Annotated in this window: 15 protein-coding genes and 1 pseudogene; 6 read left to right on the plus strand and 10 right to left on the minus strand. The window is 38.0% G+C overall.

Translation table 11 applies throughout. The features are described 5' to 3' along the window. Positions 1-2 precede the first annotated feature (2 nt). Entirely contained in the window at positions 3-1,376 is a 1,374-nt protein-coding gene (locus HJC33_RS06265) for a saccharopine dehydrogenase family protein (RefSeq protein WP_171657943.1), read from the minus strand. Positions 1,377-1,455: 79 nt separating this feature from the next. On the opposite strand from HJC33_RS06265, the gene HJC33_RS06270 reads away from it, so the two are divergent. Then, entirely contained in the window at positions 1,456-1,839 is a 384-nt protein-coding gene (locus HJC33_RS06270) for a DUF423 domain-containing protein (protein WP_171657944.1), read from the plus strand. Positions 1,840-1,910: 71 nt separating this feature from the next. Further along, a complete protein-coding gene (pckA, locus tag HJC33_RS06275) occupies positions 1,911-3,527 on the plus strand; it encodes a phosphoenolpyruvate carboxykinase (ATP) (protein WP_171657945.1) in 1,617 nt (538 codons plus the stop codon). A gap of 49 nt (positions 3,528-3,576) precedes the next feature. Here the strand turns inward: pckA and HJC33_RS06280 are convergent, their stop codons facing one another. The 3 genes from HJC33_RS06280 to HJC33_RS06290 are packed head-to-tail and all read right to left on the minus strand — an operon-like array spanning position 3,577 to position 6,641. Further along, positions 3,577-4,320: a uroporphyrinogen-III synthase gene (locus HJC33_RS06280; RefSeq protein ID WP_171657946.1), complete on the minus strand. Its 744-nt coding sequence runs from the start codon at positions 4,318-4,320 to the stop codon at positions 3,577-3,579. Positions 4,321-4,326: 6 nt separating this feature from the next. Further along, positions 4,327-4,983 carry a DUF4271 domain-containing protein gene (locus HJC33_RS06285; RefSeq protein WP_171657947.1) on the minus strand — a complete coding sequence of 219 codons (657 nt, stop codon included), beginning with the start codon at positions 4,981-4,983 and terminating at the stop codon, positions 4,327-4,329. Beyond that, positions 4,980-6,641 carry an ArnT family glycosyltransferase gene (locus tag HJC33_RS06290; RefSeq protein WP_171657948.1) on the minus strand — a complete coding sequence of 554 codons (1,662 nt, stop codon included), beginning with the start codon at positions 6,639-6,641 and terminating at the stop codon, positions 4,980-4,982. Before HJC33_RS06290 ends, HJC33_RS06285 begins: the two co-directional genes overlap by 4 nt. Before the next feature lie 121 nt (positions 6,642-6,762). Between HJC33_RS06290 and HJC33_RS06295 the strand changes: the two genes are divergently transcribed. From HJC33_RS06295 to HJC33_RS06305, 3 genes are read left to right on the plus strand one after another with little or no spacing between them, the layout of a single operon-like run. After that, positions 6,763-7,491 carry a polyprenol monophosphomannose synthase gene (locus HJC33_RS06295; RefSeq protein WP_171657949.1) on the plus strand — a complete coding sequence of 243 codons (729 nt, stop codon included), beginning with the start codon at positions 6,763-6,765 and terminating at the stop codon, positions 7,489-7,491. A gap of 1 nt (position 7,492) precedes the next feature. Beyond that, positions 7,493-8,827: a dihydroorotase gene (locus HJC33_RS06300; protein WP_171657950.1), complete on the plus strand. Its 1,335-nt coding sequence runs from the start codon at positions 7,493-7,495 to the stop codon at positions 8,825-8,827. 4 nt (positions 8,828-8,831) lie between these two features. After that, the gene (locus HJC33_RS06305; protein ID WP_171657951.1) at positions 8,832-9,239 is read left to right on the plus strand and encodes a DUF4296 domain-containing protein; all 408 of its coding nucleotides are present in this window, start codon (positions 8,832-8,834) and stop codon (positions 9,237-9,239) included. Between the two features lie 11 nt (positions 9,240-9,250). Here the strand turns inward: HJC33_RS06305 and HJC33_RS06310 are convergent, their stop codons facing one another. After that, positions 9,251-10,258: an NAD-dependent epimerase/dehydratase family protein gene (locus HJC33_RS06310; RefSeq protein WP_171657952.1), complete on the minus strand. Its 1,008-nt coding sequence runs from the start codon at positions 10,256-10,258 to the stop codon at positions 9,251-9,253. Positions 10,259-10,343: 85 nt separating this feature from the next. On the opposite strand from HJC33_RS06310, the gene tyrS reads away from it, so the two are divergent. After that, the gene (gene tyrS / locus HJC33_RS06315) at positions 10,344-11,639 is read left to right on the plus strand and encodes a tyrosine--tRNA ligase (protein WP_171657953.1); all 1,296 of its coding nucleotides are present in this window, start codon (positions 10,344-10,346) and stop codon (positions 11,637-11,639) included. 29 nt (positions 11,640-11,668) lie between these two features. Here the strand turns inward: tyrS and HJC33_RS06320 are convergent, their stop codons facing one another. The 5 genes and pseudogenes from HJC33_RS06320 to HJC33_RS06340 form a co-directional block, all read right to left on the minus strand. Continuing rightward, entirely contained in the window at positions 11,669-12,214 is a 546-nt protein-coding gene (locus HJC33_RS06320) for a quercetin 2,3-dioxygenase (protein ID WP_171657954.1), read from the minus strand. A gap of 111 nt (positions 12,215-12,325) precedes the next feature. Continuing rightward, entirely contained in the window at positions 12,326-13,312 is a 987-nt protein-coding gene (locus HJC33_RS06325) for a LuxE/PaaK family acyltransferase (protein ID WP_171657955.1), read from the minus strand. Positions 13,313-13,489: 177 nt separating this feature from the next. Continuing rightward, complete coding sequence (locus HJC33_RS06330; RefSeq protein ID WP_171657956.1) at positions 13,490-13,816, minus strand: T9SS type A sorting domain-containing protein; 327 nt, start codon at positions 13,814-13,816, stop codon at positions 13,490-13,492. Positions 13,817-13,957: 141 nt separating this feature from the next. Continuing rightward, positions 13,958-14,266 (minus strand): T9SS type A sorting domain-containing protein, encoded by a 309-nt coding sequence (locus HJC33_RS06335; RefSeq protein WP_171657957.1) that lies wholly within the window; start codon positions 14,264-14,266, stop codon positions 13,958-13,960. Between the two features lie 146 nt (positions 14,267-14,412). After that, a pseudogene (locus HJC33_RS06340) lies at positions 14,413-14,778 on the minus strand (hypothetical protein); the annotation flags it as partial.

Consider the following 14,778-nt stretch of genomic DNA (forward strand, 5'->3'; position numbering starts at 1 on the left):
AGTTAACCGGCTACGGAATCAGGATTATAACCTAAATAAGGGACTTCAAACTCATTAAAAACTATACCGTGCGATTTTAGCTCTAAAAGTATGGGTTGATAAACTTCTTTTTTAATAGGAATTTGAACTCCTGGGGTTTTAATGTTGCCGTTCAAAATCTGTAAGGTGGCCATAGCGACTGGTAAGCCAACCGTTTTTGCCATAGCAGTATAGGTTCTATTTTCTCCAATTACCACCATATTGGCATCAATTTGTTTTTTTTCACCATTCATTTCAAAACCAAATTTGTGATACATGACAATCATGTCCTTTTCATCTTCTTGGAGTGTCCAGCTATCTTCAAGGATGTATTGCAATATTTGCGCTGGGGAGGCATTTTTAAGTGGAATTTTTTTGGAAGCATCAAATAGGTTGAGTTCCAATAGTTTCCCCCATCGAATATCATCCTGATCAATTTTAAGGTAGTGGCGAAGTTTGAGTTCTACCGAATCGGTTGGTGAATATGGGAGAAAAAGATTGACGAACTCTCGATAGGACATGCCTTCTGAATTTTCAATGGTATAGCTGTCATCTGTCATGCCGAGCATGATGAACATTTGCCAAGATTTGGAAAACCCAACTCTTCGCATGGTGCCCCTAAAAAGTGTTAGGGCATTCTCTAATCCGTAGGCCTTTGTGTATTTTAAAGAATCTCTGTTTGCATAGGCTTCAAAGGATCCATAGCCCTTAATATCCAAGAATTCGGTTCGTCTAAAAAGTTTCTGATAGGGGATGTACTTGTAACTCCCCTCTTGCATAAATTTAGCAGCACCGCCTTGACCAGCCAAAACTACATTTCTGGGATTCCAAGTGAATTTGTAGTGCCAAAGGTTAGAGTCACTTTCAGGAGCTACCAAACCTCCTGTAAACGATTCAAAAAGTAACATTTTTCCGCCTTCATCCCTAATACGATCAATGACTTCCATGGCACTCATATGGTCAATGCCAGGATCTAGGCCTATTTCATTCATAAAGATCAAGCCATTTTTTTTGACCTCGTTGTCCAACGCTTCAATTTCTTTGCTTACATATGATGCAGTTACAAGATGCTTTTTATAGTATAGGCAATATTCGGCAATCTTGATGTGCAACTTAGGAGGTAACATGGATATTACAATGGAAGCTAATGAGATGGCCTTTTTACAATCATCATCATTAAGTATATCCAAAGCTATTACGCTACAATTGGGGTGTGAAGAAAAATCACTGGGAATATTTTCCGGATGTAAATCACCTATGGTTAAATGTAGGTTTTCTTCATTAGATTTTTTTAAGAGGTAATCCAATAGATAAGAAGTGGATTTTCCAGCACCGAGAACCAAAATAGTACGGACCATGGGTTTTATTTATTTTTGATTAAAACGGGTACTAAGGTATCAAATTGTTATATTTTTAAAAAAATCATCATAATAAGTTATGAACAAAACAATTTTATTGACGGCGATTCTCCTTGGAATGTTGGCTATAATCTTAGGTGCTTTTGGCGCTCATGGTTTGGAAAAGCTAGTGGATGCAGAATCCGTTGAAACTTTTGAAACAGGAGTCCGTTATCAAATGTACCATGCTTTGTTCTTACTTTTTTTGGGAATATGGGACGGGGTTGGAATAAAGCATAAGAAACTTGTGTTTTGGTCTACATTAGTGGGAGTGTTTTTGTTTTCTTTTTCAATATACTTTTTGTCCACCAATAGCTTGTTCAGCTTCGATTTTCGCTCAATAGGCTTTTTAACACCCATTGGAGGATTGTTTCTAATTCTGGCATGGTTACTTTTAGGGTATAGCATTTTGACTAAAAAATAGTCGATTAACCTTCAGAAAAGGTATAAAAAAGATAGTTTTTTCTAGCTTTGTACCAATTTTAAAACAAAATAATGAAGGCTAACACATCAGCTACGAAAACGATTTCGCTTGAATCCTACGGAATTCAGCATTCTAACTTTCATTACCAATTATCTTCAGATGATTTGCATAACCTGACTTTGGAAAAAGGAATGGGAAAACAAGCTTCATCAGGAGCTTTGGCCGTCAATACTGGTGAGTTTACGGGGAGATCTCCTATGGACCGCTTTATTGTAAAGGACGCTATTACTGAAGATAAAATTTGGTGGGGCAGTATTAATATTCCTTTTGAAAGTGAAAAGTTCGATAAACTGTACGATAAGGTCATTTCTTATTTAAATGACAAAGAGCTTTATGTTCGAGATTCGTATGCCTGTGCAGATTCGGATTATAAAATGAATATTCGCGTAATTAATGAATATCCATGGTCCAATATGTTTGCCTATAATATGTTTTTGAGACCGACCGAAGCTGAATTGGAAGGCTTTGAACCAGAGTGGACCGTGGTGAACGCTCCTGGTTTTATGGCAGATGCAAAAGTTGATGGTACCCGACAGCATAATTTTGCCATTTTGAATTTTACCAGAAAAATTGCTCTTGTTGGAGGTACAGGCTATACCGGTGAAATCAAAAAAGGGATTTTTTCGGCGCTGAATTTTATCCTTCCCGTGTATAAGAATACATTACCTATGCATTGTTCTGCCAATGTAGGGGAAGATGGAGATACGGCTCTTTTCTTTGGTCTTTCTGGAACTGGAAAAACAACCTTGTCCACAGACCCCAATCGAAAGTTGATCGGAGATGATGAGCATGGATGGACACCAGAAAACACGGTCTTTAATTTTGAAGGAGGTTGTTACGCCAAGGTAATCGACCTTTCCGAAGAAAAAGAACCAGAAATCTATGGAGCCATTAAAAGAGGCGCAATTTTAGAAAATGTCATCATGGATGATCAAGGTGTAGTGGACTATACCAATTCTTCCATAACCCAGAATACTAGGGTTAGTTATCCTATTCATCATATTGAAAACATTCAGCAACCTTCCATAGGCAAAAATGTCAAAAACATATTTTTCCTTACTGCGGATGCCTTTGGAGTATTGCCGCCAATCTCTAAATTAACACCGGCACAAGCAGCGTACCATTTTATTTCTGGATATACGGCAAAAGTTGCTGGAACTGAAGCTGGTGTAGTGGAACCACAACCTTCTTTCTCTGCATGTTTTGGAGCGCCATTTATGCCTTTGCATCCAACTAAGTACGCAGAAATGTTAAGCAAGAAAATGAAAGAATCTGGAGTTGATGTGTGGTTGATCAATACGGGTTGGACCGGTGGCCCTTACGGTGTGGGTACTCGAATGAAGTTAAAATATACAAGGGCCATGATCAGTGCGGCCTTAAGCGGAAAACTTGGGCTTTATTCTTATGATACCTACCATATTCACTCTGTTTTTGGAGTGGCACAACCAAGAGAATGTCCAGGGGTACCAACAAGTGTATTAAGTCCAAGAGCCACTTGGAACAATGATGAGGCTTATTATAAGACAGCATTTAAACTAACAAATGCATTTAGGGAAAACTTTAAAAAGTTTGAATCTTATGCGAGTGAGGAAATAAGGCGTGGAGGGCCACAACGCTATGCCTTTTAAAGAAAAAAGCCCGGTTTTGACCGGGCTTTTTATTTTATAGATAACGTAATTATTTGTTTACGCTGGTTATATACTTTTGAAGAGCCATGGTCATAGATGGAGTTTCAGGCGTAGGTGCTTGAATGTCTATTCTAAGACCTGCTTCTGTGGCAGCTTTAACAGTACTATTCCCAAATACGGCGATTCTGGTATTATTTTGCTCAAAATCTGGGAAGTTCTTCAATAAAGATTCAATTCCAGATGGGCTAAAGAATACCAAGACATCATAATACACATCTCTAAGATCTGATAAATCACTGATAACTGTCTTGTAGAAAATTCCACGTTTCCAATCTACACCCAAATCATTCAGTGCTTGTGGAACAATGGCCTTTAAAGAATCTGAAGAAGGTAAAAGAAATTTTTCGTCCTTATATTTTTTTATAAGTGGAACCAATTCATTGAAGGTGCGCTTACCTACATAGATTTTGCGCTTTCTATAGACCACATACTTCTGTAGGTAATATGCTACAGCTTCTGATTGGCAGAAATACTTCATTGTGTCCGGTACTTTGAAGCGCATTTCTTCAGCAATCCTAAAAAAATGATCTACAGAATTCCTACTGGTAAGAATAATAGCGGAAAAATTGTTGAGATCAATTTTTTGTTGCCTTACATTTTTGGCTTCTACCCCTTCTACATGTATGAAAGGCCTAAAATCCACCTTTACTTTCTCTTTCTCGATAAGTCGAGAGTAGGGGGAATTTTCTATTTTGGGTTCTGGCTGGGAAACCAAAATTGTCTTTACTTTCATAAGCTTTCAGTCTTTTAGATAGCTTCCAATTAGCACCAAGGGTGCAATTTCGAGAGTGCAAAGGTACAAAATAAAATACAATAGATGGGGAAACAGGGCTTTTTGATAGTTCTTCAACAGCTTTGTAATTCCAATGCCATTAATGAGAAGAATCAGAATTATCGTTGCATAAATTACTTCTTTTGAGTCTTTTAGGATGTAAATCAAAAAAATGTTCCCAACGAACATAACTAGTCCACTGAAGTTAAGATAGGTGGTTTTTGAGAATATAAACTCGGAAACCAAATGTTGCGTGTTAAAAACATATCCTTTTACATATTGAAGTCCCATTTTTACCAAAAGTAACAGAATCAAGAAACCTAAAATCCAGAAAAACACAGATGCTCCATTGCCATAAGGCACTTGAAAAAGATTTTTTTGAAGCAAAAAAAGGAACAAAGCAAAATTAACCAGTTGGAAAAGGGTCAAAAGAATATGAAACCAATTAAAGAGTTGTCCTTTTTTGTTGTGAAGCAGGATATATTTATCATTGAACGGTAGGATGATAAAATTAATGAACCTATTCTGAAAAAGATATTTCCCAATAGCCAGAAAGACCAAGCTCAAGAAGAGAGAAATGGTAATCCAGTCCAAGGGGGGAACAAATTTAGCTATGGGATTCATTCTGTTATCTTAATAGGTTTACTGTTTAGTCCAGGACGCAATCCATTTTCAGAAATTCCTATTCTATAATAAAAGGGATTTTCCATTTTTGGAAGAGGCAATTGAAAATTATAAAAAACCGTATCTTTTGATTTGAGCAAGACTTTATGGGGTGATAGAGGTTTTACTTTCAAGGGGAGCAAATCTTTTACCTGTTTATAGCGATTGGAATAGGCAACAGTATACTTCAATTTATTAAGAGGGATATCAAATTCGTAAGGATTGTATATTTTAAGTAAACGCTCAGTTCCTTCATTTTCTGATTTTTCTACATAGCATTGTAATTTTCTATAAGATTGAAAGTTGTCCATGAAAACTCCCCAAAATATTGTGCTATCCTGATCAAAATAATTTATATCACCTGTTTTACGGTATTTGGTTACATAAACCACCTTTTTGCCCCTTACCTTCTCTTCCGAATCATCAATTGTGTACTGGTTTTTGCGGTACCAACAATTGTTAAGTGAAAATGTTTGAATACCGGAATAGAACAAATACATAGGAGGTGTCCGGTAAGAATTCTCAAAAACTACGGGAATATCACCTGCTTTGGAGTGTAGGTCGTTAACCCATACTTTGTTGCCATGTGTCTCATAGAGCACAGGAAACAGTGGTTTATATATAAGCCATGCTCTAGCGTATAAGAGCAGAACTAAACTTATAATACCAATTCTGTATATCCATTTTCTACTACTGCTATTTTCAATTAGGCGATTATATGTCATTACAACCAATGGAATTGAAATTACAATGGCCCATTGCGCCTGAACTCTTCTTGTAAAACTGGAAACAAAAAAGAAAATAAGAACCCCATAGCTCAAATAAACCAAAGCTTTGGAAAATTTATCCGTGGCTTTGAATTTAAAAAGGGAAGCATAAATCCAGTAAAATAGCAATCCAATAATAACAATCAAATTGAGAAAATAGCCCAAAGTAAATCCTTCAAAGGAGTAGGCTTGATTTGGTCGTTCGAACAAGTGAAATTGAATGGAAACAAAATCATTTTGATACAACCAATTCAAATGAGGGGTATAGCAAAGTATTCCAATGATTACCGCTAACCAGGCCTTCCAGTCCTTAGCAAGTTTTATATTGGAAATAAATACAAATAATATAACCAAAACAGCATGGTACTTGCTATACATTAAAGCGGCCATTACCAGTCCGAGGCCTATAGAAACCCAGATGTTGGGACTTTTCAAATAATATTTGTACAAGAGCAAAAACAGGGCTGTAAAAAATAAAAGAGGGGTATCTGGCAAGGTTAAAAAACCATAGGCATTCATCAAAGTGAATGAAAATACAAGCAGAAAAAAATGGATTACATAGTCCTTTTTCTTTGGATTGTCCACTAATTCCCATAATAAAAGATAAGTTCCTGCAGAAAGTATGCAACTCATAAAACGCACTCCTAACTCACCATCAAAAAAGAAGCTGCTCAATTTAATTAAAAAAGCCACCATAGGAGGATGATCAAAATATCCCCAGGCCAAGTTTTGGGCATAGTACCAGTAATAGGCCTCATCATAGATCAGTTCCGTAAAATAGCTTTGGATGAGATTGAGCACAAAAAGAACGACCAGTAAAAAAAGGAAAAGCTTGGGAAATCTTTGGGTCATTAAATTGAATTTACAAAGTGCCAAAGTTACAAATATTGAGCAACAGCCAGAAGGTTAATCCGCTCAACGAGTTGCGGGAAGAAACCAGAAAACCGTATTTTTGCGCTCTAATTCTTTGCGAATGGCAGACGGCTTGGTCATTATACCCACCTTTAATGAAATTGAAAACATTGAAGCCATTATTAAAACGGTTTTCGATTTAAAGAAAGATTTTCATGTACTGGTGGTGGATGATAATTCTCCCGATGGCACGGCAAAAGCTGTAAGGTCATTGCAGGAACAATTCCCAGAAAAACTTTTTTTGGAAGTACGCAAAGAGAAATCAGGTTTGGGCACGGCCTACATCCACGGGTTTAAATGGGCGTTGGAGCGTGGGTATGATTACATTTTTGAAATGGATGCCGATTTTTCGCATCGCCCTGCGGATTTGATCCGGTTGCATAGAGCTTGCCTTAATGGCGCCGATGTGGCCGTTGGATCTCGTTATAAAAAAGGGGTAAATGTGGTAAACTGGCCTCTTTTTAGGATTTTATTGTCCTATGGTGCTTCTTTTTATGTAAAGTTGATAACAGGAATGAAGGTTCACGATCCCACTGCAGGTTTTGTGTGCTACAAGAGAGAGGTGTTGGAAAATATCAATTTGAACGCTGTACGTTTTATAGGTTATGCTTTTCAAATAGAAATGAAATACCGGGCCTATCTCAAAAAATATAAAATAGAGGAAGTTTCCATCATTTTTACGGATAGGATAAATGGAAAATCAAAAATGAATTCTGCGATTATCCGAGAAGCCATTTTTGGTGTAATTGCCATGAAATTTAGAAGTGTATTTTTTAAAAAGAATTTTTAGAATGCCGAAGACCCTACTAAAGAACGCTAAAGTTGTTGATGAACAAAACATTTTTGAAACTGATGTATTGTTGAGTGGCGACTATATTGAACGCATAGATTCCAATATTTTGGACAGTGCTGCTACGGTAATCGATTTGGAAGGCGATTTGTTGCTTCCAGGAATTATAGATGATCAAGTCCACTTTAGACAACCCGGACTCACCCACAAAGGAACTATTGCCACAGAAAGTAGGGCGGCGATTGCAGGTGGGATAACCACTTTTATGGAACAGCCCAATACAAATCCTCAGACAACCACTATTGAAAAACTGGAGGCAAAGTTCGCTGTTGCTTCCAAAGACTCTTTTGCCAATTATTCGTTTCTTTTTGGAGGAACAAATGACAATCTGGAAGAGTTGAAACGGTTGGACAAAAATGCTTGTTCTGGAGTCAAGTTGTTCTTGGGATCGTCTACAGGGAATATGTTGGTGGATGATGAGGTTGTTTTGGAAAAGATATTTTCCAGCACAGAAATGGTGATTTCTGCACATTGTGAAGATGAGACTACCATAAGGGCCAATATGGCCAAATACAAAGAAATGTATGGCGATGATATTCCAATAGAGCTGCATCCCATCATAAGAAGTGAGGAAGCCTGTTATCTTTCTTCATCAAAAGCTATCGCATTGGCTAAAAAAACAGGAGCTAGATTGCATGTTTTTCATGTTTCAACAGGAAAGGAAACAGATTTGTTTACAAATGTTATTCCATTGGAGGAAAAAAAAATAACCGCAGAGGTGTGCATTCACCATCTCTGGTTTTCTGATGAGGATTATGCCGAAAAAGGAACGTTAATCAAATGGAATCCAGCTGTAAAGACCAAAAATGATCGGGATCAACTTTGGAGTGCCCTTTTGGATGACCGAATAGATATTGTTGCTACCGATCACGCGCCCCATACACTTGAAGAAAAGAACAATCCCTATACCAAGGCCCCTTCTGGAGGTCCACTAGTGCAACATGCTTTGCTCGCCATGCTACAAAAGGAAAGCGAGGGTAAAATAAGCCTGGGGAAAATGGTTGAGAAAATGTGCCATAATCCTGCTAAGCTTTTTGATATTGACCGAAGAGGTTTCGTCAAGGAAGGATATTACGCGGATTTGGTCCAAGTGCAACGAAATGTGAGTAATGAGGTAAAAAGATCTAATGTTTTCTATAAATGTGGGTGGTCTCCGTTTGAAGGTGTTACTTTTGGTTCTAAGGTGGTTCGCACATTTGTCAACGGTCATTTGGCTTTTGACCAAGGTGCTTTTTCCGAAATGAAAAATGCCAAAAGACTTACCTTCAATAGATAAAAAAATGAAAAGGATTTTTGTGTTTTCTCTGGTTTTGTTGTTTTTGGCATGTGCTAAAAAAGTTGTTGAAAAGCCTGAAAATCTGATTCCCAAAGATAAGATGGCGGAAATCCTTCATGATTTGGCTGTGCTGGATGCGGCTAAATCTTCTTTTAAGGCTACGCTGGATCGCAAGGATATTAAAATCATGGATTTTATTTATGAAAAGCATCAAATAGATAGTGCGCAATTTGCGCAAAGCGATTTGTACTATGCTTCTATTCCACTGGAATATCAATTTATTTATGAAGCGGTGGAGGGCAAGCTTGAAGACCGCCGAAAGATTTTGGAGGAAGCAACCCAAATGAGAAATGACAGCGTACGCAAATCGGCTATAAAACGCAAGGATTCTTTACAAAAAACAAAAAAATAGGGGATATAGTTTTATAATCTTTCCTCTCGGTATCTAGAAGCACAGAATTTTAGGGCTTCATCAAGATTCACAAAGTTGAAATCCAAGCTTTGTTTTAATTTTTCACTTGAATAGTATTCTTGGTGGTACAAACCTTTGGCCACAGCTTTTGGAAGTCTCCGTCTTTTGCCCCTCATCGAACTACGTAGCCAATCCAATCGCCATAAAAACTCTAAAAGCCAAAAAGGAATTTGTTTGGAAGGAGGTTCTTTGCCTATTTCTAGAGCTATTTTTTGAAAGAGTTGTCCGTAGGACAAATTTTCACTTACTAAAATGAAGCGTTCTCTATTTATTTTAGAATTCTGCAAAGAAATCATGGCAGTGACCACATCGTTTATGGATACAAAACCAGTTCCTCCCGGAAGAAAGGACTTTTTGCCCTTTGCGGCATAGGTAAAGAAAGATCCACTGCCTGTTTTCCAAAACCCTGGCCCAATCACTACACCTGGATTTACAATAACCACTGGTAGCCCTTCTTGTGAACCTCTCCAGACTTCCAGTTCTGCATCATGTTTGGTTAAACCGTAAACGGAAACGCCAGTTTCATTCCATTCATTTTCTTCAGTTACCAAATTACCTTTAATGCTGGGGCCTACAGCAGCAATTGAGCTGACATAACATAATTTTTTCACCCCATATTTTAAACATAAGTTGACCACATTGGCCGTGCCTTCTATGTTTATTTTCTTTAGAGAGTTATAATCGTGGGGGTCAAAAGATATTAATGCGGCAGCATGGTAAACATACTCAATACCTACAAAAGCGTAACTCAGTGCATCAATATCCGTAATATCAGCTTGTACCCATTCTATCTGTTCCAGAACTTTAGAAGGCTTATCAGAATAGTATCCGAAAACTTTTTCAACATTATGTTTGGACTTTTCGTTGCGATATAAAGCCCTGACCTTTTCACCATTTTTTAGGAGTTGAAACAGTAAATGTGAACCTATTAAACCTGTACCGCCGGTGACTAGAACCATTGTGTAAAAGTACCTATTTGTGATGGATTTTATCCAGTCATGTAAGAACTTCATTTTATATTTGCAACTATTCTAAAAGTCAACCATGGAGAAGAATTTTGTTCAAGAATTGCAATGGAGAGGTATGATTCACGATATTATGCCGGGAGCTGAAGAACATCTACTGGAAGAGATGAGAGCCGCTTATGTGGGAATTGACCCTACAGCTGATTCCTTGCATATTGGACATTTGGTGAGTGTTATGATGTTGCGTCATTTTCAATTGGCAGGGCACAAACCTTTTGCCTTGGTCGGTGGGGCTACTGGTATGATTGGAGATCCTTCAGGAAAATCGCAAGAACGAAATCTTTTGGATGAAGCTACCCTTCGGCACAATCAAGAAGCCATTAAATCGCAATTGGGCCGTTTTTTGGATTTTGAAAGTGCTGAAGCCAATGCCGCTGTGCTGGTCAATAATTATGATTGGATGAAGAATTTCTCATTCTTGGATTTCATACGAGATGTAGGGAAGCACATCACCGTAAATTATATGATGGCCAAGGATTCCGTGAAAAAGCGCCTTTCTTCGGATGCCAAAGAAGGGATGTCATTTACGGAATTTACTTATCAGTTGGTGCAGGGTTACGACTTTCTTTATCTATTTCAACATCATGATTGCACTTTGCAAATGGGAGGTAGTGATCAATGGGGGAATATTACCACGGGTACAGAGTTGATCAGAAGAATAGGTGGAGGTAAAGGTTTCGCCTTGACCTGTCCGCTTATCACCAAGGCAGATGGGACCAAATTTGGAAAGACCGAAGGAGGAAATGTTTGGTTGGACGCTGAACGGACTTCGCCCTATAAATTTTATCAGTATTGGTTGAACACTTCAGATGAGGATGCAGAGAAGTACATCAAGATATTTACTTTTTTGAGCAAAGGTGACATTGAATCTTTAGTGGCAGAGCACAAAGAAGCTCCTCATATGAGAGCGCTTCAGAAGCGATTGGCAGAAGAAATTACCATTGCAGTACATTCCAAGGAGGATTTGGAGAATGCTGTAAAGGCAAGTGCTATTTTATTTGGGAAATCAACATCTGAAGATTTAAAGCAGTTGGATGAAAAGACATTTTTAGATGTTTTTGAAGGTGTGCCGCAAGCTCAAATTTCTAAGGATGATATCTCTGATGGTTTGGATATGATTGGAGCTCTAGCTGCCAAGACTGGATTTTTGGCATCTAATGGAGAAGCAAGGAGAGAGCTCAAACAGAATTCCATATCCGTCAATAAGGAAAAGGTGAAGGAGGATTATCAAATCACCGAGGAGGATTTGATCAATAACAAATTTGTTTTGTTGCAACGCGGAAAGAAAAATTATTTTGTGCTCGTAGCTGAATAAAAAAACTCACTTTTTAAGGGAGTTTTTATTTAGGCCAAAAAGCTAATTCCAAATTTGGCACATATTGCTGATACCTTGGCAAAATCCGGTGGACCCGGAGGTAATTCCCCTAATTCTTCAAACATGACTTCAAGACCAGCTGGGAAAATACTCAAAATGGTTTTACATTCCTTATCGCCGACCACTTTCCATGAATGAGGAACATTTCTTGGGGCAAAGGCCAAGTCACCTGCTTTTAAAATGGTGGTTTTGTCACCCACAGTAACCTCAAGTTCCCCTTCCAGAACTTTAAAGATTTCATCCTCTTTGGTGTGCACATGAGGGGGAATCATAATTCCAGGCGGATTTACTTCTTCGATAAGTGTAAATTGGCCATTGGTATCCGCACTGGTCAATTTAAAAGTTTGTTGATCACCGATCACATTCACTTTTTTGCCCTCATCACTGCGTACTACTTTAGGGTTCAGGGGTGTTGTTGTATTGTTTTTTTTTGAATTGGTTTTGGCCACAGCAGGTAATGCAGTGAGTGCTGCGGCAGAGAGAATACCACGTTTTAAAAATGAGTTTCTGTCCATTAGTTTTTAGTTTTGTTGTCACTTAAATTACAAATAATCAGTATTTTAAGATTGTATTGTTTGTAAATGACACAGAAAGATGTGTGAATGGTTGCTAAATGGTGGAGTAACTCAAAGCGCCATTAGATTACAACCCCTGACATCGGAGTGGTCAAATCGACCTAAAACTTCAAAGATTCCATCAGTGTAGTTTTTTCCTAAATCTTGAGTGGCAATAAAACAGCAGGAATATATATTTGCCAAGTCTATTACATTGATTCCACCAGTTTTCCCTTGCGATTGGAATGTTAAAGGGTCTTCGGTGTCCCGAATCAAAATTTTCATCCATGGAGGAGTTTTAAACAAGCCGTTGCCCAAAGAATAAGCTTGAGAAAGTAATTCGGTCATACCGTACTCAGAATGTATTTGGGCAACACCAAAGGCTTCCTTTAAAACAGCGTGCAATTCTGCCCTGATCATTTCTTTTTTTCTTCCTTTCATTCCACCTGTCTCCATAATTGTGGTATGTTTTAATGAAATCGGGAATTGTTCGGCTAAATCCAGCAAGGCGAAAGAAACTCCGATCAATAAGGTCTTGATACCTTTTTTTTCCAGTTTTTTTAGTTTTTGATGAAGTGCTTCTAAATCATACAGATAAAAACCACTGTCTGGATGGTTTGAGCGCGCTACAAGTTCGTTCACCATATAAACCAGTGAAGACCCCGTTCGTTCCAAATAAGAGGGTAGAAGCGCTAGAATGCAGAACTCTTCCACAGGTCCGTAAAACGAATCAAACCCTTTTAAAAAACTTTGTTCATACAGATTGAGATTGGGGACATAATGTTTACTGGTAGTATTGGCCGTAGTTCCACTACTTTCAAAAATGACTTCTGGATTTTTTTGGCTCGTTGTGACCTGGTGTGTTTTAAAGAATTCGATGGGGAGAAATGGAATATCCTTTATTTGGGAAACTTTGGAAATAGACCTGCCCAAATAATCACAAAAAGTTTTATATATAATGTTGTTGCTGTATTGAAACTCGAAAGCTTCCAAAGTCAACTGCTCAAATTCTGAAGAATTTGAAATGGAGAAAATGTGTTGAATCTTGGTGATATCCATTTGGGCCTAAAAGTACCCAAAGATATAAGAGGTAGTCCAAAAAGGTATAGAAATGTCATTCTGAATTTATTTCAGAATCTCAATATTTCAATTTTCAAACGCCATGAGAACCTGAAACAAGTTCAGGTAGACGAAATACTATACTTATTGGACAGTATCTTTTCAAAAATATTATTTCTATTTCACGACCAGCTTTCGGGTCATTGTTTTTTTCTGTTCTGTGACTTGAAGTACATAAACACCTGGAACCAACCTTGAAATGTTGAGTGTATTGGTGGTAATCCTATCTGTAAGGACAACTTCACCAAAAACATCATAAATTTTTATTTGCTTGCTACCGTTGGTTTCGGTGGTAATGTAGACCTCTTCCCCATATACCGGATTGGGATACATTTTAAATCCTTGTAGCTCCTGCTCTGCAGCAGTGTTTACTGTTACCAGTTCCTGACCAAAGGAAAGTAGGGGTAATGCCATAAGAATGAGTACTAAGTAGAATTTCTTCATATATGCTGATTTGGGATTTCAAGCAATATAAAAGTATGTAAATCAGATACAAAGCACTATTTATTGTTGTGAAATGAACAATTATGTAGGTAAAAGTGGAAATATTGATGTTTGGAGAGGGGGTAAGTCGATGAAATACACCTACTTAATGATGAGCTTTCTGGTGGCAACCCTATTGTTTTCAAAGACTCGAAGGATATAAACACCCTTGCCCAGATTTGAAAGATTTAGCTCTTTTCCCAAAATAGTAGTTTGAAGAACTTGGGTGCCCAAAACATCAAAAATCAATATTTTTTTTGGGGCATTTTGAGCAGTTTCAATATAAACCTTTCCGTGTGGAACAGGATTTGGGTACAATTTAAACCCGTCGATATCAGCTCCAGCATGGCTTTCTTGAGAAAAACCAAGGGAACAGGCAAAAAAGAAAAGGACGAAGTAAAATTGCTTCATAAACTATTGATAACAAAGGTTGTGCCACAAAGATATAAAAATTAGGAAGTGTTGGTGTGCAGTTTAACGAAAAGACGTTTTCAATTGACGAATAAAAGAAAAGCCCCGCATTGCGGGGCTTTTATTATTTGGAAATTAACCTTCTCTTAGTTAGTTGCCCAATCAAAGATGGAAACATCTACAGTCTCTGCTTCTTCGTAAGCTTCAGCAGGATCAGCAGTACCACCGTTGATGGAAACGTTGGTCAACGGACCATTATCGCTCATCAATACGGAAGTGTCATATCCTGATAGGGAAAGACCAGTGATGGTTGCACCAGATTCCTTTTTGAACTGAAGCGCAACCAAGTCACCTTCAGTACCTGGGTTAGGATCTACTACTGTGGACACGGCAGTAAGATTGACAATGCTTGGGTTTTTGTTTTCACCATCAGCCTCAACAACAGTTGAGAAACCAGCAGTGTGAACAACATAAGCATTGGTCAATGTACCGTTCCAACCTTCAGTCCAGTC

The organism is Flagellimonas amphidinii, assembly GCF_013090115.1.
GTDB classification, from domain to species: Bacteria; Bacteroidota; Bacteroidia; order Flavobacteriales; family Flavobacteriaceae; genus Flagellimonas; species Flagellimonas amphidinii.